This window comes from Yoonia sp. SS1-5 (assembly GCF_038443705.2).
Lineage (GTDB): Bacteria > Pseudomonadota > Alphaproteobacteria > Rhodobacterales > Rhodobacteraceae > Yoonia > Yoonia rhodophyticola.
On sequence record NZ_CP151764.2, the window covers coordinates 185,097 to 202,919 of the forward strand.

Genomic DNA, 17,823 nt, shown 5'->3' on the forward strand with positions numbered 1-17,823 from the left:
AATGGCCACGCGTATGCATGGCAAGTGTTTGGGCCGATGTCAGATATGATAGGCCTGCATCAGCCGTTTCATGCTGAGGGATTTTGCCTCCTCCAGCAGGTGCATCCGTCCAAGGCTCAAAACGAGAACCCGGTCGGCAATTTCCATTGTTTTCTTGGCATTCTGTTCGGCCAGAATAATGGCCAGACCGCGCTTTTCGCGGGCCTCGGCGATTGTCTGAAACAGTGTGTCGACATAGAGCGGCGACAGCCCGGCCGAGGGCTCGTCTAGCAGCAGCAGTTTGGGATCCTGCATTAGCGCCCGCCCGACGGCCAGCATCTGACCTTCGCCCCCCGAAAGACTTCCGGCACGCTGATCTTTACGCTCAGCAAGGCGCGGGAACAGGGTGTAAACCTCATCCAACCTTTCGTCTTTGGGGCGGGTGCCTACCAGTGCACCCAATGACAGGTTTTCGGCGACTGACAGGTTTGGAAACACGTTGCCTTCCTGTGGCACGTAGGCGATGCCGCGGTTGGACAACTCATGCGCAGGTGTGTGTGTCACCTGTTGACCATCCCATTCCAGCGCGCCCGCCCGCAAAGGCAGAACCTTTGCAAGCGTCTTGAGAAGCGTGGTCTTACCCGCGCCATTGGCCCCCAGAACTGCAAGAACTTCGTTGCCGATGCCAAATGTCAGATCAGACAAAACCTGCACATCACCGTAACCGCTGCTGAGATTTTGGACGTCAAACATCAATCAGACCCCCATGTACTTTTCAGCGACTACGCGGTTCTTTTTGACCTCCTCGGGGCCACCTTCAAACAGGATTGATCCTTCCGAGAGAAAATGGACATATGCACAATTCGACCAGATCAGATCAAGGTCGTGCTCTATAATGACAACCGTCATCTCACCCGCCTCGACCTTCTCCTGAACAAGGCGCATGACGTCTTTTGTGATCTCGTCAGGTAAGCCCGCCGTTGGCTCATCCATCAACAGCATTTGGGGTTTCACGATAATGCACCGCAAAATATCCAATAGCTTCTTCTCGCCGCCCGATTTGGCATAACCACCCGGGTCGCTGAATGGAAAACGCGTCAGCAAGGTGTCGATTTCGTCCTCAAGCGCGTCGTCTGCGGGGGGCGTGCGCCAGACGCTGCGCCAATCCTGCCGCGCCGGCGATGTCGCGGCCATCGAAAGACTGTCGCGGATGGTCAGGCTTTCGAAATCCTGAATGCGCTGGTTGGTTTTGACCAGACCAAGCCGCGCGACCTCGAACGACTCCAGATCCATCAGCGATTGGGCTTCTCCGTTCTTGGCAAAATGCACAGTCCCGGTGGTGGCTTCGATGCGGCGGGTCAGGCAACCCAAGAGTGTCGATTTTCCTGCGCCATTGGGGCCAATCAATCCTTCAATGCCGTGGTCACCAAAGCTGGCTGCAGAAATGTCCAGCACAGGGTGGCCTACATAGGATTTCGTCAGATTTCTCGCGGTCAGCTTCATGAAGCCGCCCCACCATCTTTGTCCGCCTTATCAGCCGCGGGATTTGAAGCGTCCTTCTTCGAGATCGGTGACTTTGGATTGACGGCGCCGTCCAGAGCTTTGATCCCTTTTTGCGCGATGGTGAGCGCAGTACCTGAGCCTGTTTTCATCGTCGTGCGCAGGCTGTCCCAAACCTGCTCTGGTGGTGTGGTCGGCGCAAGAAATCCAGTTGGTCGAAAAACCAGCACAGCCATCAGCAACAGGCCATAGAGAAAGAGCTTCAGGTTGGGCACAACCACGGCAAACTCTGGCGAAACCGGTGCATAAGTCTCGATCAGAATGTCGAATATCCCGAATGTCACAAAAACCCCAACCATCGCACCCAGCGAATGTTCCTTGCCACCAAGCACCAGCGCAATCCAGACCGCGAAGGTCACGGAAGGCACGATCATGTTGGGTGTCAGAAACTGGTTCAGTGGGGCCGACAAGGCACCCAAGAGGCACATGGCGACCGAAGCGGCGACAAACCAGAACATCTTGATCCGAAACGTATCCTTACCCAACGAGGCGCAAAGCTCTTCATTGTCGCGGATCGCCTGCAATAGCCGACCCGTAGGTGATTTATGCAGCCGCAGCACTAGGACTTGCATACCGACGACAAGGGCAAGCAGAAATGCGAAATAGAGGTACTCAGTGCCGTCCCCAATTCGGATCGGATACCTGATGGTCCCCAGCCCCACGACACCCATCGTCATCCACTTTTCAGTGACAATGAGCAAGGCGACGATGGCCGCAAAGGCAATCGTCGCGCATAAGGTGGCTTGCGGATCTAATCGCAGCACCAACCAGCCCATCAACCAAGACACGGCTGCCGACAGAACTGCCACGATGACGAATGCGTCCACAAACGAAAGGTCCAGCTGCACCTGAAACACGCCCATGGCGTACATGCCAACGCCCCAAAACCCCACGACGCCAAAGTTTGCAACGCCCAGCAGCCCGAACTGAATATGAAGGGCCAGCGCAAGGCCCAGATAGATCAGCAGCAGCGACAGCGAAAAGATCAGATAGGCCATCTACGCTACCCTCGGCCCGCGTTGCCACAGGATCAGGATGAAGGCCATAAGCAGGGCAACTTCGGCATAAAGTGGCTTTGTAATGAGTGTGATGGCCGACGTCAGGATACCTGCAACGATGGCCGCGATAAGGGCGCCTCGTACACTGCCGACACCACCAATGATCGACACCATCACGGTGATGAGGATCAGGTTCCACCCCATAAGCGGATTCACAAGGGCAAATACACCCTGAAAGATACCTGCTAGACCCGCAGCACAGCCTGCAATGAACCAGACATAAATCGAGATGCGATGTGGATCGATACCGCTGACCTGGGCAAGCTCTGGATTGTCCGCCAGCCCCCGTACTTTTTCGCCAAAGCCGGTTTTGTAGATCAGCCAATAAAGGTTGAAAGCGAAAGTGAAGACCAGAATCAGGGCGATGAATTGCAGGCTGGTCGCACCGGTCCCTGCGAATGTAAAGAACGCGATTGGAGGCTCGTCAAGAAACACATTTTCGGCCCCGACCATCAGGATCAAACCATAGCGCAGGACAAAAGACAGACCGACCGACAGGATGATCAACTCCGATGGCTTCACGCCACGCTGGATCGCGGGCCGAAAGACATAGAGATACGTCAGAACACTGACAGCCCCCGTCATAATCGCCGCTGGAATGATCGAAATGTAGAAACTCAATCCCAGTGAAACGTTGAGAAGCGAGGCGAAATAAGCCCCATAGGTGATCCCTTCACCGTAGCCAAAATTAATGAAACCGTTGAGGTAGTAAATCAGTGTAAAGCCCATGGCTGCGAGGATCAGCGGCGAGGCCTGCAACACACCGATAAAGACGGCGTCAATAATGAATGACACTTTGACCTCCCACTTGCGTCCGCCGTTCCAACCATTGTCAGTTCGCGGATCGCCCTAGCGTCAGTCACAGATGCCGGGCCAGTGAATGGCTGAATGGATCACAGCATTGCCAATCATCTGCTTTTGTCGGTGTCAGGGGCGCTGACGGCTTGATCGATGCCCTTCAGGAACGGCAGGCTTGTGAAATACAGCCGTGACAGGTCCGCAGAAAGGAACCACCGATGTCAAATGCTTTCAAAGACAATCGACTGCCCCTCGTGGTCTCTGCCGTGGCATTGGCCGTTGCAACAGTCATCGGGATCGTACCGGTCGTGCAGGACAATCGCCGTGCGGACGACAGGGCCGTAGCCCTAGTCGATGTCAGCTCTCTGGAAGAACGGGTGGCGTCACTGGAAAATGCCCCACCACCTGAGGTCGGATCGTCCATTGCGGACATCCCCGAAAATGCTGGCAACGCCCGGCTGCGTCAGGAGATCGATTTGATCACGCGGGGGCTGGCCAATCAGACGGGCCGTGTGTCGCGTCTGAAGACCACGGTCGAGGGCATAGTGGATGAGAACGGCGCGCTCGTGCCATCCCCGTTGGTGTCTGATGAAATCGCGTTGGCAAAGCGTGGTCTGGCAAATCTGACACGCAGGATCAACGCGCTGGAGGACCGGTTCGATGCGCTTGAGACGGCCGCAGCAGATATAACGCGGCTGCAACAGCAGATGGCGAATGTTGATCGGGCCTTTATGCGTTTGGCCCGCAATAGCAATGTCGCGCGGGACGAACGCGCGTCTTTGCTGGCTGCGTTGGATGCGTTGCCGGGCGGACGCACGGGAATTGGTGATGAGACCGATGCCAATAGCATAGAGGCCAAACTAGACGCGATCCTTCAGCAACTACAGGACTAAGGGGACTTCTCCAACTGTCGTCTGGGCTCAACTGCCTCATAACAGGTCGTTCACTGCCACGCTGGAACGGTTTCGTTTATACCTTTTCAAAGGCAAAACAGTCATTTCATGCCTCGCTGACCTCGACAGAAGATTGTTGGGTCATAAGCCACTCACATACGACATCTTATGAACAAAAGCGTATCCATGTTCCAGCGAAGCTCCAGGATTGTTGGACTGCGGTCCAACCTCAAAGCTAACTCCAAACATCCGATTGAGCACGATACAAGGCGATTTCATGTTGCACATTTAGTGCACATGCCACCGGTTAACAAATTGAGTTTAATAAATAACATGTCCAATCCATCACCGGAAAGACGCAAAAACCATCCTCGAATGACCGCTTCATACCAGACTTCAGACTTTGGTGCACATTGCAGCATCGGTCAAAGTTGGGCTCCCTCCCATCATTCGCTGCGTTGTTCACGAATGACCGCTGTTCCTCAAGACGGGTCTTATGCAGGCTGAGATTGATGAAAGCTCAATGAAGTAAGTGATCTCAGATGTAAGCGCGGCATAATCCGAAGCTCGGCATTATGGGCGAGCTCATGCGCCCAGACCCCGTAGAAGTTCCGCGGGTTCTCGAACCTGGAAATGGATGGCATGAACACCTTGTCCACGGGCGGTAGGTAGTAGGCTTCCGTCCCGGTGAAGACGGTCGTGATGTCAATGGCGTCGAAAAACGCCTGCATATGCGGGATGGGCTCGGACGGCGGATGCTCGGGCACGGGCTCCGGGTCGGGGAAGAAGCTGTCGGGCAAGCCCTCGATCTGGCAGGCATTGAACACGCGGTAGGATTTCTGGAATCGGAAGATGCGGGCCTCCTCGGAGCGATCATCCCTGTCGCTGCAGTCGTCCGCGCCATCGGCGTCTTTCCGGCTTTGGCCGTAATATACGACTACAGAGGATTTCTCTCCCTTGCGGACCTTTGCTTCCAGTGCATTGGCCTGCGGCAGCGTCATCCAGAAAGGTGAGCTATAACCCGCCATCACCGTTCGCATGGTGAGCAGGAAGTTGTTGACCCCTTGGTAAGGCTCTCCTCCAACGCGCAGAGGACGCGAGCTGCCACCTGCCGTCCAGGGTTTGCGCCACGGCAAAACGCCGCGCTCGATGATGCGGATGATTTCGTTGGTGATGACCTCGGAGGCATCGAATTTGGGCGTGCGGGATCGGGCCATGGCTGGCCTCCTTTCGAGTTTTGGTGAGAGGGAATGGTGATCAGATTGACTGACGGGGCCTCGGATCGTTGATGATCCTGGCACCGAGGGCTTCGACCGTGTCGATGTAGTCGGTCAGCGAGACGGACCTGCCAAGGGAAAGCGCTCGATCGGCGCGAGGGTCGACACGGTGGTCCAACCGAGGTGGAGGAATGTCCCGCCGTCTCCGCAGATCACATGCGCATTTGGCAATGACGCGGCCTGCTTGAGATAGCCGAGATCGCGGAGAACGGCTGTCCGCTCGAGCTGCCGTGCCAGATCCTTCTCGCCGGTTCGGCGCAGCTCTCTATGCCGCCACCAAGAGGCAGCGGTCGCGCGCAGCACGCGCAAGACACCTGTTTGCATGGGAATGCCCTTCATCCGGAACGACAGACCGGAATCCGGCCCGGACCCATCTGAGGGACCCCAAAGGCCCTCATCCGTCAGTCACAAAACCCGAAGGACACTTTTACTTTCCGACCGCCAACTGGACCGCGGAAACTGACAAGAATCCGACACCACTGCGGTTCACAAGGACTTCATGCAGTCAGTGCCGGTTGGGGTCCAAGATCGGCAAGGTATATCGGCAACCCCAGCCCGACCGCAGCAGTCTTTGTCATATTATCAATAACTTATCTGATGTTCTCGATCGGCAAAAAACGCGCCTACTGCGACTTTTCAGGCCCAAAAATTAGGATTTCCGACGCTCAGAGCTATACAGCGTTACGGATTAGCATGGGAAACGAAGGCACAGCACCTCCTGACAGCTTGAATTTCAGCAATATTGTCGCTATATACCGTCAGTATCACTGTAGGGGCATAGATCATGCACATCACGAACTTTGCTGAAGCTGGGCAATTCGAACCGCGCAAGATCGCCGCGGTGCTACGCACATCAGCAGAAGAGATCGCATTGACCGTCGGCTTGGGCAAAGACGCGTTGCAGAGGCGAACCCGCATCGGTTCGGACAAGACGCAGCGCCGCCTGCGCGAATTGGTAGAGGTGCTCAACAAAGTCGAACCCCGCTTCGGCTCGGAACTGATGGCCTATGCATGGTACCGGTCAGAGCCCCTGCCCGGCTTTGATGGCCGGACAGCCATGCAGCTGGTGCAGGAAGGCAAAGCTCAGCAAGTTCTGGAATACATCGATGCGGTCGATGCGGGCGTCTTTGCCTAAAGCGCGCCCCGCCAAGACATGAGACACCAAGACCCTGTCACACTTCATGTTCTCGGGACATCGGTGTCACACACATTATTTTTGAATGGCGGGGCGCAGAGATGCCGCTGAAAGATGGACGCTACTCAGGGCCGCTCTACCGCGCCCTAAACCCGGTCTATGCGCGTGAACCTCTGTCCGGACGAGGCGCTGAACTCTATGGAGGGCGCTTTAATGCCAAGGGCACCCCTGCCCTCTACACCTCGCTGGATCCCGCGACCGCTCTTAGAGAAGCCAACCAGGTCGGCAGCCTGCAACCCACTATCCTGGTGTCCTACAAGGCCGACCTTGGGCCTATTTTCGATACCCGCGATCAGGACAGGCTCGAACGGTATGGTGTGACAGCGTCAATGCTTGCCGACCCTGCATGGCGCATGAAGATGCTCGATGGCCAACCTGTGCCGACACAGGATTTAGCAATCGGCCTCATAGCGGATCGGTTTGCTGGGCTTCTGATCCAGAGTTTTGCGAAGGGCGCGTCATCATTGGACTTGAACATCGTTTTGTGGGCCTGGACTGACAATACTGGTTATTTGGAAGTGGTGGATGACGAAGAGCGGCTGTCACGCATGTGAGTTGTGAGACTTGGTGCCTGATCTGTCCACCGCGGTGGACATCAGCGGGTCGGAGGAACACGGATTGACCGTGCGTTATCGCCCTAGTTGCCGTCCAGACGTCCACCGCGGTGGACACTACGCGGTTTGCATAGCAGTTTTGGACAGACGCTTGATCAATACCACTGGATCAAACTGGTCTTGACGTTGGCCCAAGGTGATACTGTGAAAATACGCTCCAAAGTCCCTGATACGTTGTCCAAGTTGTAGCATGATGAAGATCGCGCATGACGCTTTCTGAGCTCCTACTGCATTCTTGGCTTTCTCGAATGTATCTGGGTGAATCCCCATCATGGGTGCAAGTGTTCGAGCATGGTTTTCAATGTCCAACCAGTTTCTAAGTCTCTCTGTGGAGAACGATGTCGCTTGATCGCAAACTGAGGTTAGCAAGTCTGGTTTCAGAGCTTCATTGCCTAGGTTGCTATCTAAATCTTTTTTTTCCTCTTCAGACTTAGATTGGTGCCGGACAGTTTGTCCGTCATTGGCGGGCAATTCTACAGCTTCTGGTGGGTCATCTGGGGTATGCAAACTCTGGCATTCTCTGTCTGTGTCTGCGAGCAGCGCGTGGTATTCAGGGAGGCTCAGCTTCCTGCGTAGAGCTTTCCGTGCGTGGTTGATGAATGTGTTGCTGGGATCATGCTCTTCCAAATGGGCGAGCTTTGTAAGGATCTGTTTGCGGGCAAATATCCGATCCCGTCGGTTATTTTCCATCTCATGTGCGATGGCGACAAGCTCGTTCGCGCGCTGGAGGAGGGGGGCTAGAGACAATCCATAGCTGATGCAATGACCGCCGGATGAGCGAACGCGGTAGCGCTTTCGGTTCGAGCTGTCATTGCGCTTGATGAAACCGAGTTCAACGAAACGGTTGATGTGTCTGCGGAGGGTCCGTTCATCGATACCGCCGACGCGCTGGCAAATCGAGTTGTTGGACGCGAAAACCGTTTCGCCGTGGCCTGGTTTCAAGAAACTGAGCATTGCTTGAAGTGTTTGTATATGGCCAGGACGTAGACCGAACACGCTACGTGCATCTCTCAGTGCCCTGAAGATGGTCCAAATGTCGGTTTCAGCCGCAGAAATTGGACCGCGTGATGCATCAGCGCCAGCGGTTCCGATCGATAGTTTTGTAAATGCCATGGTTTGTTCACGACGACCGTTTGGCCCACAACTTCCCTGTCTCTTCCCAAAATTTCGCTCAGGAAAAGGCAATAAAAATCCGTCCACCGAATCGGTGACTCTTGACCGGTTTGCTGGAGGTTGCTACATCATGAGTGCTGATCGAATGATGAGGGCTCTCCAGGGGAAGCTTTGGGGGGCTCTTTTCTTTCTGGTCTTCGCTTTTCTCCTCTGCTCGCGTTACTCTGTGTGGCTTGGGTTAGGACCCAGAGCCGCTCTCATTCCGCCACTGTTCGAAGAGCTGCAAAAGTGTTGCCTCCGCGCGCTCTTCGAGCCATCGGCCGAATTCTGGGTTGTCCTTCTTGGCGATCTTGATGGCGATCGTTTTCTGATCGACTGTCAGCGTTCCCACAGAGCTACCGTCCCCATCTTTGACGACGGACGTTAGGCTGCGGTTGTCTTGCTTCTTGTTGCTACGCGCCTTGTTCGAGCAAGCCGAGTAGACTGCCTGAAACTTCTCCGCGCTTGGAGTGTCGTCGGGCAGGGCGGCAATCGCCTCTTTGGCCGTGTTCACCAGATCTATATTTTTCGAGAACGCGGCCAGGTCACCCCATTGCCGTCGTCCGATGCCATGTGCCGGCCCGATCAGCTGTACAAGCCCTTCTGGCAGTTGCTCTATGACGACGCGATGGTTGGATACGCCCTGCCGTGTCAAGCCTAGAGCATCCTGAATTACGTTTGGCTTGTAACCTGATTCCTGCATCTCTTTGATAAAAAGAGATTTCTCGATGAATGACGGGTCTAGTCGGAGGTTGTTCTCTTGGCCCTGTGCGATCAGAGATGCGTCGTCATCCAAGGTTCGAACGATCGCCTTGACCGTTCCGCCGACCATGCGGATTGCTGCAAGTCTGCGTCGGCCGTAGATGATACGGTATCTGTCCGGTTGGGCCGATGGACGGACCATAATTGGCACTTGTTGCCCATGCTTGCGAATGCTTTCGGCCAACTCATCAATACTGGAATCCTCCAGCACCAACCGATCGCGCAGACCATCCATGTCAATCTGATCGGGCTCGATGTCCCGAATGGAATTCGCGGTGATCTCGCGCAAAGAGTCGCGCAAGCCGCCAACAGATCCTGGCAGTTTTGCCGCTTTCGGCGGGGTAGGGGAGGGGGCCGCGCTCTCCTTCTCGTCCTTTGGAGGCTGATTGAAGATATTTCGGGCCATCAGCGACGCCCCCAAGCCATTTGGATTGTTTGTTCCAACTCATCGCCAACGCCGTTCACGCTGGTCAGAGCGCGATCAATCGTTTTCCTGATGAACTGGCTCGGATCAACTTCGTAGACGGTTTGCTGGGTCATACCGGCGTCCGAGATTGCTGTAGACTTCAGCATTGGCTCAGTCATGACCTGTCCGGCCAAGATCGATCTCAGGTAGCCCGCCATCTGGGTCTGAGGCCCGTCCGACGGCTCGTATCTCGTGATCAAGAACTTTACAAAGTCCCATGTAACGCGCCGGCCAATGGCTTCTTCGACAGCCTTTACCGTTTCCGAAGCAAGTTTCAGGAACTGGCTCATTGAAGCAATGTCGAGCATGCCTGGTACGACCGTTACCAGGAGTCCCGTCGAGGCCGCCAACGCTGTTAGGGTCAGAAAGCCAAGTTGAGGCGGGCAGTCAATCAGCACGATGTCGTAACTCGCCTCAACTTCCTCAAGCGCTAAGGCGAGGCGCTCCGCAAATATGGGCTGCACCCGACGGGCGAGGGCGTTTGCCGTCTCAGTTTCGTATTCCGAGAGCATTAGGCCCGCCGGAACCATATCGAGCTTATGGAAGTAGGTCGTTTGGATGACGTCGGAGAGTGGAACTTGCTCCTCATATCTCAGAGCATCATAGATTGTGCCGCCTTCAGCGAACTCGAGCTCAGGCCGAAAACCGAAAAAAGTGGTCAGACTTGCTTGTGGATCGAGATCCAAAACCAATACTCGGTAGCCTCGCAAGGCATACCGTTGTGCAAGATGTATCGTTGCTGTCGTTTTTGACGATCCGCCTTTGAAATTGACGACAGATATCACCTGGAGACGATCGCCCTCACGCCGACCAGGACGGTAACTTTCTGCGTTCTTTCCAGTGCGCCCTAGAATATCGCGCAACTTATCAATCTCTTGGGCTGTGTAGAACCGGTGTCCGCGGTTGTCTGTATGCACTTCCGGGAAGCTGCCGTCCTTGTGCCGGTTGCGCAGGTTAGATGTGCTCACGCGCAGGAGGCTGGCGACCTCGGTAGAACTGAAACGGCGCAGGGACTTTCGTTCTTCGGGCTCGAAAGCGATCTTCATCTGGCGATCCAAAGACTCAGCCAGATTGTCGGCAAATGCTCCGATGTCGGAAGAGCCTATGCCTTGCGCGTATCCAACGTTACGATCATCCATATCCTGCCGCCCACTCTCGGCCTCTGTTGAGGCTCTTGGTCATTCTGACGGTGTACAGCGTATCTGACGCGTTTTGCCGTCAGAATGGGAATGCCACGATCCAGTGAGTCCGGCAAGAAGAATCTAGATGTAGTGTGAAAGTTATCCACAGCACCAATACGTTCAGTCGCATCAGGATAGCCGCAAACGTTTGATTTTATTGCATTAAGTCGACGTGATCGCGCTTCAAGCTACCAATCCGAATTGTTTGGATGGTTTCAGCTAAACCCATGCAACCAATGGCACAATTGACCTTCTAAAGGCGTCTGGAGCGATAGATTCAGTTGAATGAGTCCCTGCTAGTTACAGTCGGGAGTGAGCCGATTCTGATGAAATTAGACCAAGTCGCTCCGCTCGTTCGAGCAACATCTTGACCGAAGACGGCTGCCAGCTAGTGCGGCCTCGAGGGGTGCGCTCACGCATCGATTCCAGCCGGTCGCAGATCGCCTGCAGTGTGATTTCGGGGTCCGAGCCTTTGATGGCAGCCACGATAGCCGGCAGGCGGTCATCGGTTTCGCGACGTCCGGCGCGGCCAAGCACTGCATCTGGTAGAAACTCGTTGCGCACATATGCCTTCACAGCGCGGAGCAGGCGGCTTTGGGTCCAATGACGATCATGGGGCAGGGGGGCATTGATAATCCGCAGGACGTCTTCCCAAGCCATATCGGGGCGCAAACGGCGCACATGGGGCACCCAATCCTGCGCAGACTCGTTCAGGCGCTCCATGTAGCCGTCCTGCCGCGCCAGCCGCACCTTGCGCAGCGCGGCGGGGTCCTTGGCGCGAAGCCCTGGGTTGCCACCTACGCGCCCTTTGGCGCGTGCCGAGGCAAGCCCAGCCTTGGTACGCTCGCGGATCAGAGCACGTTCAAACTCGGCCGCAGCGCCCAGAACCTGCAATGTGAACTTGCCCTGCGGGGAAGCGGTGTCGATGGGGTCCTGCAGGGAGCGGAAGAAAGCTCGCTTGGCCTCCAGACGTTCGATCACCTCCAGCAAATGCGACAGAGATCGCGCAAGCCGGTCGATCCGCACAACGACCAGCGTATCGCCGCTCTGGACGCGTTCGAGCACGCGTGCCAGCACCGGTCGCGCGCGATTGCCGCCCGAGGCGTGCTCTTCAAAGATCTCGATGCAACCCGCAGATTGGAGGGCCTCCAACTGGGGCAGGGGGGTCTGATCCTCTGTGGATACGCGCGCATAGCCTATCAGGGACATGAAATCGGGCCGTTTCCAATTTAAGGTATCGCTATTAAACGACCGTTTGTAAACGAATGCAATGGCGCTCTCTATGGCCTTGCTCAACGGAAAGCCCTTGCTTTCCATAGGCTGAGCGCGATGAGAGAGCCCTCGCCGAACATCGCCCGCGCGTCCTATATAAGGAGCATAGGTGCACTCTGAAAAGACCCTTGGGTAAAGTGCATAATTTCAGTATTTTGCACACATGAAGACTCAAGCGACTGCTTTTTATGATGAATCGGATTATCACTTCTTTGACGCTGAGGAGGTGGAACAGTCGTCCGAGGACGATCTTTGGTTGTCGCGTTTAGTTCCCGATTTCAATTGAAGCGGTAAGCTGGAACCCAAGCGTCCAGATTTCACCTTAGCGTTTCACTAAGGCAGCAAGGATCGAAAGCTTCAAAGCCCCGCTGCCTTGGTGAGGTTGACCCGGAACCTGTCGCGCCTGCGCTGGTACCGTCGGGTCATCTCGGCCGACGTATGGCCGAGCTGTTTCTGCACATTCCGTTCATCGACTTCCGCCGACGAGGCCAGCCCGGCGCGCAGGCTGTGGCCCGAAAACATTGCCAGCTGTTTGGCTTCCGGCAGATCGGATCTGACGCCACTCTTCAGAACGGTTGCCTTGATCAGTCGAGCTACGTGCTTGTCGGAGAGGCGAGTCTCAAGGGCACGTTTGCCGTCCCGCGATGTGCGCACGAAGACCGGCCCAAAGTCGATGCGTCCGAAGTGCAGCCATTGCTCCAGCGCGTGCACCGGGCAGGTCTGGTCGCTGGACCCGCGCCCGATCTCAACCTCGCGCCATCCGGTCTTGGCATTGAGTGGCAATAGGGCACCCCCATCCAATACCTCGATCCAACCGCCTGAGTCCGGTGTGTCGTCCTTGTGCACATCGAGACTGATGATCTCCGACCGCCGAAGTCCCCCAGCAAATCCAATGAGAAGGATCGCCCGGTCCCGAAGCCCGCGGAGATCATGAGGAAGGGTGGCGACCATGGCGAGGATATCCTCCGGCAGGATTGCTTCCTTCTGCACCGGCGGGCGCGCATGCTTGCGTTTGATCCCGGCCAGGACCGTCGCGATGTGCCGGTCCCTGCGATCGAGCGTGAACCCGCGCTGTGTGTAGTTCCAGGAAAGTCCAGAGAGACGGCGCTCGATCGTGGAGACTGAAAGGGCAGGGGCCTTCCCGGCTGGTGCAGCCAGATCAGCCACATAAAGTCCAATCATCTCGGGCGCGGGGGGCAGAGGTTCCGTGCCTTTCAACCGGCACCAGCGGCTGAAGTGTTTCCAGTCGGCAGCGTAAGCCTTGTTTGTGTTCTCGGCTGTCGAGGCCTCGGCGTATCCGCGCGCCGTATCGATCAGCTGGTCGAGGGTGCCGGAGCCGGCGACATGAGCAGGCAGGACGATTGATGCACTTTCTACCTGTTCTCTCTCGTTGTGCTCGCCACCGTTCGGCGCGTCATCGGACGCTGAACGCGAAGTCTCGCGCTCTGGGGTGCCGGAACCCTCGATTTTGGTGCTGCTATTTGTGAGACTGCCCATGTTTTCGGGCATATCTTTCTATGTCCGATAATGCAAACTTATTGGACATAGAAAAGACCCGCAGAGTGGGGCGGTTTGTACACTATATTGTAGCGGAAAGCGCCGCCGTGCGATAGTCTTGTGGTATGACCTATGCCGCTGACCGCTTCGATACATTACCCAGAATGCCATCTTGGGTCACCTCTACGCGACCTGAAACCCCTGAAGATGTGGCGTTTTTGTCGGGCGCGGCGCTGAGCCATCTGCATCTTGTACTGGAGCGGGAGGAGGTCCCCCAGACCTTGCTGCGCGCGCGGCTGGCGTTGCGCGCGGCAGAGGTATGTATGACACATCAGGGACGCCCGGAACGGGCAGGGGAGTTGCGCGATGCTGTGGGATTTCTGCAGCCGGGCGATCACCCTGGTCCTGCGGGCGCGGTCTACCAGTCTTGGCAAAGGTCCGTAGAAAGACCTGTGTCCGTCAATGCACTTCACCGGGCGTTGCCTGATCTGGAACCAGAGCAGATTGCGACCTGGCTCGACGGGTGCGACCCGCGCGGCGCAGGGCAGGGGGCGCCGATCTCGCGGGTGGCAGGCGTTCTGCAGACAGCTCTCGCAGACCGACCCCGCGACCAGACCGCCGCTCTAGTCCATGCCGACGCGGCTTTGGCGCAGGCGCTCGGGTGGAGCCATGTAGTGCCGCTGCTGGCCGTTGGCCTAAAGCGCGCCGATTTACGGAAGACCGGCGTGGACCTGCGCATGGCCTGCCATCGGGCGATCGCGGCGGCCACAGTCCAGGTGACGCGGGAGGCCACTGATCTTGCCCGACGCGTGGCCCGCTTGAAGACGGTCGCACCGAAGCTTCGGGCGAAGGGCGCCGACGCGGCCGTCGCGCTTTTTCTGAGCCGGGACGCAGTCGCGCCGACGTCGCTCAACTCGCTCCGGTCTGGTCGTGCGGCACGCCGGTTCTGTGACCGGCTGGTCGAGTTGGGGGCCGTGCGCGAGTTGACCGGGCGCGACACTTTCCGTCTCTACGGGGTCTGAGTGATGGCGAAGGATCATGCCGACCCCGAGTTGGATCGAGACTTGGAGGAGTTGCCGCCTGAGCTGCGCTGGCGCGAGTGGATGCGCCGGATTGAAGCCGTGCTTTTTGCGAGTGCATCGCCTGTGCCGCCCGAAGACCTGGCACGTGTTGTGGGGCAGGGGGCCTCTGTCGGTCTTTTGATCGACGATCTGATGGCCGATCTTGAAGGGCGGTCCTTTGAAGTCGCCAAAGTTGCCGGCGGATGGATGCTGCGAACGCGGCCGGCCTATGCGGCGGCGATCCGGACCGCGGCGGATGTGGGCGAGCAGGACTTCGACCTGCGCGAATACGACGTCGCGGTTTTAGCGGCTATCGCGTACCACCAGCCGATCACGCGAGATGGGCTCAAGGATATCTTCGGTAAGGAGATCAGCCGCGACTTGATCGGGCGGTTGCACGCGCAAGGTTTGATCGCGGCAGGCCCGCGTTCGCCGCGACGTGGGGCGCCATACACCTATGTCACGACCGAAAATTTTTTGATCGCGTTCGACATGGAGACTCTGCAGGATTTGCCGGACCGGGAGCAGCTGGGTTGGCAGACGGATGTAATTTGAGCAACAGAAAATTGGCAGACCTTTGATCTTAATCGTGATGACCTCAAAAATGAATCCTCCGCGATCATTTCACCATGCCTGACGGTCGGGGATTGAATACTGACGCGGAGACCACTCTTAATGTGTAAAACTTCAGACTTGATCTGACGGACATCTCAGCTTGCGACGCTGAGAACGGGTTGCGCACTGTCCGATTGGTCGTGCGTTTTGATCGTCTTCTCGACAGCGATGTGTAGCGTTTCGCGGAAGGTCTGCATAGGTGTTTTGCCATAGCAGTGACGTCCCGAATGTGGCCGCTGTTCGTTGTACTTTGCCAGCCACGCATCCAGATCGGCCTGCAACTCTTCGACTGACCGATACAGTTTCTTGCGGAATGCGATGTCGTAGAACTCATCCTTGATGGTGCGATGGAACCGCTCGCAGATGCCGTTTGTTTGCGGAGAATTGGCCTTGGTTCGGGTGTGGTCCACGTCCTCGACGGCCAGATAAAGCTGGTAGGCGTGGTTCTCGACCTTGCCACAGTATTCCGTGCCCCGGTCTGTCAGGACGCGCAGCAGGCTGATCTCATGCTCTGCAAAGAACGGGATCACGCGGTCGTTCAGCAAGTCGGCCGCGGTGATTGCCGTCTTTTCAGTGTAGAGCTTGCAGATCGCCACGCGGGCATAGGTATCGACAAAGGTCTGTTGATAAATGCGTCCGACGCCCTTCATTGTGCCCACATAATAGGTGTCCTGGCTGCCCAGATAGCCAGGGTGGTGGCTCTCGATCTCGCCATGGGCTTCTTTCTTGGCCTTGGCTTTTTCCAGCGCGGCCAACTGATCCTCGGTGAGCAAGATACCCTCTTGGGCGGCACGGGCCTCCAGGGCCTTGAGGCGCTTTTTCATGGTTTCCAGATCATTACGCAGCCAGATCGACCGGACGCCCGACGATGACACCATGATGCCTTTCTGCTGCAGCTCCCACGACGCCCGTTTCTGACCCAGAGCCGGGTTGTCGATGGCCAGTTCGATGACCGCCTTCTCGACATGTTCTGGCACGCGGTTTTTCATCACCGGCTTGCGGCGGCTGAGATCCATCAGGGCTTCTTCGCCACCCTGATCGTAAAGTTCTCTGAACCGGTAAAAGCTGTCCCGCGAATAACCCATCACTTTGCAGGCCTGCGACACGCTTCCGAGCTGTTTGGCCAGTTCCAACAGCCCCAGCTTCGGCTTGATGATCTTCTCTTGAATACTTGTCATTGATCGACACTCCTTGATTGCGCTCCAGAAGAGCAGAAATGTCAGATCAAGTCGTGTGTTTTACACTTAATGTTGCCTCACCTTTAAAAAGGAAAGCAGTCGTCACAACACGTCAAAAACTGACCCAAGATCGTCTTGCTGTTCGTACTTGCGTTGCGCTTTGGTGATGGGATGCTTGGCATAATGCTCATCGAATACTTTCCCGAGACCCTTCGCATTCACCTTTGTGATCAGGGAACGGACGTCGGGGCCGGTTTTGAGGTCGACGCAGTATCTTTCGGTCTCATTTGAAATGGTTTCAGCAAGTTTGAGCGCATCTTCGGTAAAGGAACCGGAGGTCCAAAACTCAAAGCTGAATGCGCGACTCTGCAACGTCTCTTGTGCTCGGAAGTGTTTATGCAGACGGTGTGCTTTCGTACGTATCCATGCTTCGACCTCGTCGGCATCCACGCGATGTGTTGGCGCGTAGCCCTTACACTCAATGAGCCGGACGTTTTCGGCCGAAACGCAAAAGACGTCTATTTCGTAGCTGTCGCTGGGGCCAAGCTGCACTTTCTTTCCGATGTCGATCGAACCGCCGCCCTGCAATGTTGCGATATGCCCGACGATAAGTTCAAAGAGCGCGCCACGCAGGTTGCCAGCTGCACCTTCAATGTGGCCAAGCTGGCCGAACAATTGCTCGATGACCTCTGGGTTCTTGGCTGCAATTGCACTCGCATGCCGCAGAGTCTCAAGAAGGCCCGCGAGGCCGCGTGCTACATCACGTCCGAAGAGTGCGGACGGTTTTGTAGCGATGATCCCGTTGGCGCGTAGTGCAAGGAAGGCATCGTGGTGAAAGCCGTCGGCGATGATCACTGGAAGGAAGGAGGGCAGGCGGCGCATTGCGCGCGAACTCTCGCATTTGCGGAGGAACGCTTGGGCCGCTGCGGCGTCGATTTCGCCAACATACGCATCGACAACGAGAAATCCGGGCGCTGGCTTTCCATCTTTGTATCTCACCATTGGTGTGAGGTAACTGGGGGCGACCAGATCAAAGGCGTGTGTTCCGAATTGAGGGAGGGGCACGCCGCGCTCGCGGATCTCGACTTTGTTGTAGCTGACCATGCCAAGCTTTCGGGCCCAATCAGCGATTGCTTCAAGAAGCACCTGCTGGACGGTCAGCTGAGCCGCGTACCCGTCGAAATCCACGTGAAAACTGGAATGATGTGTAAAACACACGACTTGATCTGACATTTCTGCTCTTCTGGAGCGCAATCAAGGAGTGT

The 17,823-nt window shown here is 56.4% G+C and carries 16 protein-coding genes and 2 pseudogenes; 5 read left to right on the plus strand and 13 right to left on the minus strand.

Annotated elements, in window-relative coordinates; translation table 11 throughout:
• Positions 1-39 precede the first annotated feature (39 nt).
• Genes AABB31_RS00925 through AABB31_RS00940 form a run of 4 tightly spaced genes read right to left on the minus strand, consistent with a single transcriptional unit; the run spans position 40 to position 3,392 of the window.
• Positions 40-732, minus strand: coding sequence for an ABC transporter ATP-binding protein (locus tag AABB31_RS00925; protein WP_373634715.1), 693 nt, complete (start codon positions 730-732; stop codon positions 40-42).
• A 3-nt stretch (positions 733-735) separates the two neighbouring features.
• Positions 736-1,482 carry an ATP-binding cassette domain-containing protein gene (locus tag AABB31_RS00930; protein ID WP_342075019.1) on the minus strand — a complete coding sequence of 249 codons (747 nt, stop codon included), beginning with the start codon at positions 1,480-1,482 and terminating at the stop codon, positions 736-738.
• The gene (locus AABB31_RS00935; protein ID WP_342075018.1) at positions 1,479-2,537 is read right to left on the minus strand and encodes a branched-chain amino acid ABC transporter permease; all 1,059 of its coding nucleotides are present in this window, start codon (positions 2,535-2,537) and stop codon (positions 1,479-1,481) included. Before AABB31_RS00935 ends, AABB31_RS00930 begins: the two co-directional genes overlap by 4 nt.
• Complete coding sequence (locus tag AABB31_RS00940) at positions 2,538-3,392, minus strand: branched-chain amino acid ABC transporter permease (RefSeq protein ID WP_342075017.1); 855 nt, start codon at positions 3,390-3,392, stop codon at positions 2,538-2,540.
• Between the two features lie 221 nt (positions 3,393-3,613).
• Here AABB31_RS00940 and AABB31_RS00945 point away from each other — a divergent pair, with 221 nt between their 5' ends.
• Positions 3,614-4,288: a hypothetical protein gene (locus AABB31_RS00945; protein WP_342075016.1), complete on the plus strand. Its 675-nt coding sequence runs from the start codon at positions 3,614-3,616 to the stop codon at positions 4,286-4,288.
• A gap of 575 nt (positions 4,289-4,863) precedes the next feature.
• Here the strand turns inward: AABB31_RS00945 and AABB31_RS00950 are convergent.
• Together AABB31_RS00950 and AABB31_RS00955 are read right to left on the minus strand one after the other, a co-directional pair.
• A pseudogene (locus tag AABB31_RS00950) lies at positions 4,864-5,505 on the minus strand (ArdC family protein); the annotation flags it as partial.
• A gap of 40 nt (positions 5,506-5,545) precedes the next feature.
• Positions 5,546-5,904 (minus strand): annotated as a pseudogene (locus AABB31_RS00955) (hypothetical protein).
• 445 nt (positions 5,905-6,349) lie between these two features.
• On the opposite strand from AABB31_RS00955, the gene AABB31_RS00960 reads away from it, so the two are divergent.
• Both AABB31_RS00960 and AABB31_RS00965 read left to right on the plus strand, forming a co-directional pair.
• Positions 6,350-6,700, plus strand: coding sequence for an MbcA/ParS/Xre antitoxin family protein (locus AABB31_RS00960; RefSeq protein WP_005617048.1), 351 nt, complete (start codon positions 6,350-6,352; stop codon positions 6,698-6,700).
• A gap of 101 nt (positions 6,701-6,801) precedes the next feature.
• Positions 6,802-7,314: an RES family NAD+ phosphorylase gene (locus AABB31_RS00965; protein WP_342075015.1), complete on the plus strand. Its 513-nt coding sequence runs from the start codon at positions 6,802-6,804 to the stop codon at positions 7,312-7,314.
• A 117-nt stretch (positions 7,315-7,431) separates the two neighbouring features.
• On the opposite strand, the gene repC is transcribed toward AABB31_RS00965, so the two are convergent.
• From repC to AABB31_RS00990, 5 genes are all read right to left on the minus strand, one after another.
• Positions 7,432-8,487 carry a plasmid replication protein RepC gene (gene repC / locus AABB31_RS00970; RefSeq protein WP_373634716.1) on the minus strand — a complete coding sequence of 352 codons (1,056 nt, stop codon included), beginning with the start codon at positions 8,485-8,487 and terminating at the stop codon, positions 7,432-7,434.
• 238 nt (positions 8,488-8,725) lie between these two features.
• The gene (gene repB, locus AABB31_RS00975) at positions 8,726-9,694 is read right to left on the minus strand and encodes a plasmid partitioning protein RepB (protein WP_342075012.1); all 969 of its coding nucleotides are present in this window, start codon (positions 9,692-9,694) and stop codon (positions 8,726-8,728) included.
• Entirely contained in the window at positions 9,694-10,893 is a 1,200-nt protein-coding gene (repA, locus tag AABB31_RS00980) for a plasmid partitioning protein RepA (RefSeq protein ID WP_036562688.1), read from the minus strand. The genes repB and repA overlap by 1 nt, the downstream gene beginning before the upstream one ends.
• Positions 10,894-11,235: 342 nt before the next feature.
• Positions 11,236-12,144 carry a recombinase family protein gene (locus AABB31_RS00985; RefSeq protein WP_373634767.1) on the minus strand — a complete coding sequence of 303 codons (909 nt, stop codon included), beginning with the start codon at positions 12,142-12,144 and terminating at the stop codon, positions 11,236-11,238.
• 420 nt (positions 12,145-12,564) lie between these two features.
• Positions 12,565-13,704 carry a tyrosine-type recombinase/integrase gene (locus AABB31_RS00990; protein ID WP_373634717.1) on the minus strand — a complete coding sequence of 380 codons (1,140 nt, stop codon included), beginning with the start codon at positions 13,702-13,704 and terminating at the stop codon, positions 12,565-12,567.
• 125 nt (positions 13,705-13,829) lie between these two features.
• Here AABB31_RS00990 and AABB31_RS00995 point away from each other — a divergent pair, with 125 nt between their 5' ends.
• Complete coding sequence (locus tag AABB31_RS00995; RefSeq protein WP_342075010.1) at positions 13,830-14,726, plus strand: DUF1403 family protein; 897 nt, start codon at positions 13,830-13,832, stop codon at positions 14,724-14,726.
• Positions 14,727-14,729: 3 nt separating this feature from the next.
• Positions 14,730-15,320, plus strand: coding sequence for an SMC-Scp complex subunit ScpB (locus AABB31_RS01000; RefSeq protein ID WP_342075009.1), 591 nt, complete (start codon positions 14,730-14,732; stop codon positions 15,318-15,320).
• Positions 15,321-15,475: 155 nt separating this feature from the next.
• Here AABB31_RS01000 and AABB31_RS01005 read toward each other — a convergent pair whose 3' ends face one another.
• Both AABB31_RS01005 and AABB31_RS01010 read right to left on the minus strand, forming a co-directional pair.
• Complete coding sequence (locus AABB31_RS01005) at positions 15,476-16,558, minus strand: IS481 family transposase (protein WP_342074941.1); 1,083 nt, start codon at positions 16,556-16,558, stop codon at positions 15,476-15,478.
• 102 nt (positions 16,559-16,660) lie between these two features.
• Positions 16,661-17,791: a hypothetical protein gene (locus AABB31_RS01010; protein ID WP_342075008.1), complete on the minus strand. Its 1,131-nt coding sequence runs from the start codon at positions 17,789-17,791 to the stop codon at positions 16,661-16,663.
• Between the last annotated feature and the right edge of the window lie 32 nt (positions 17,792-17,823).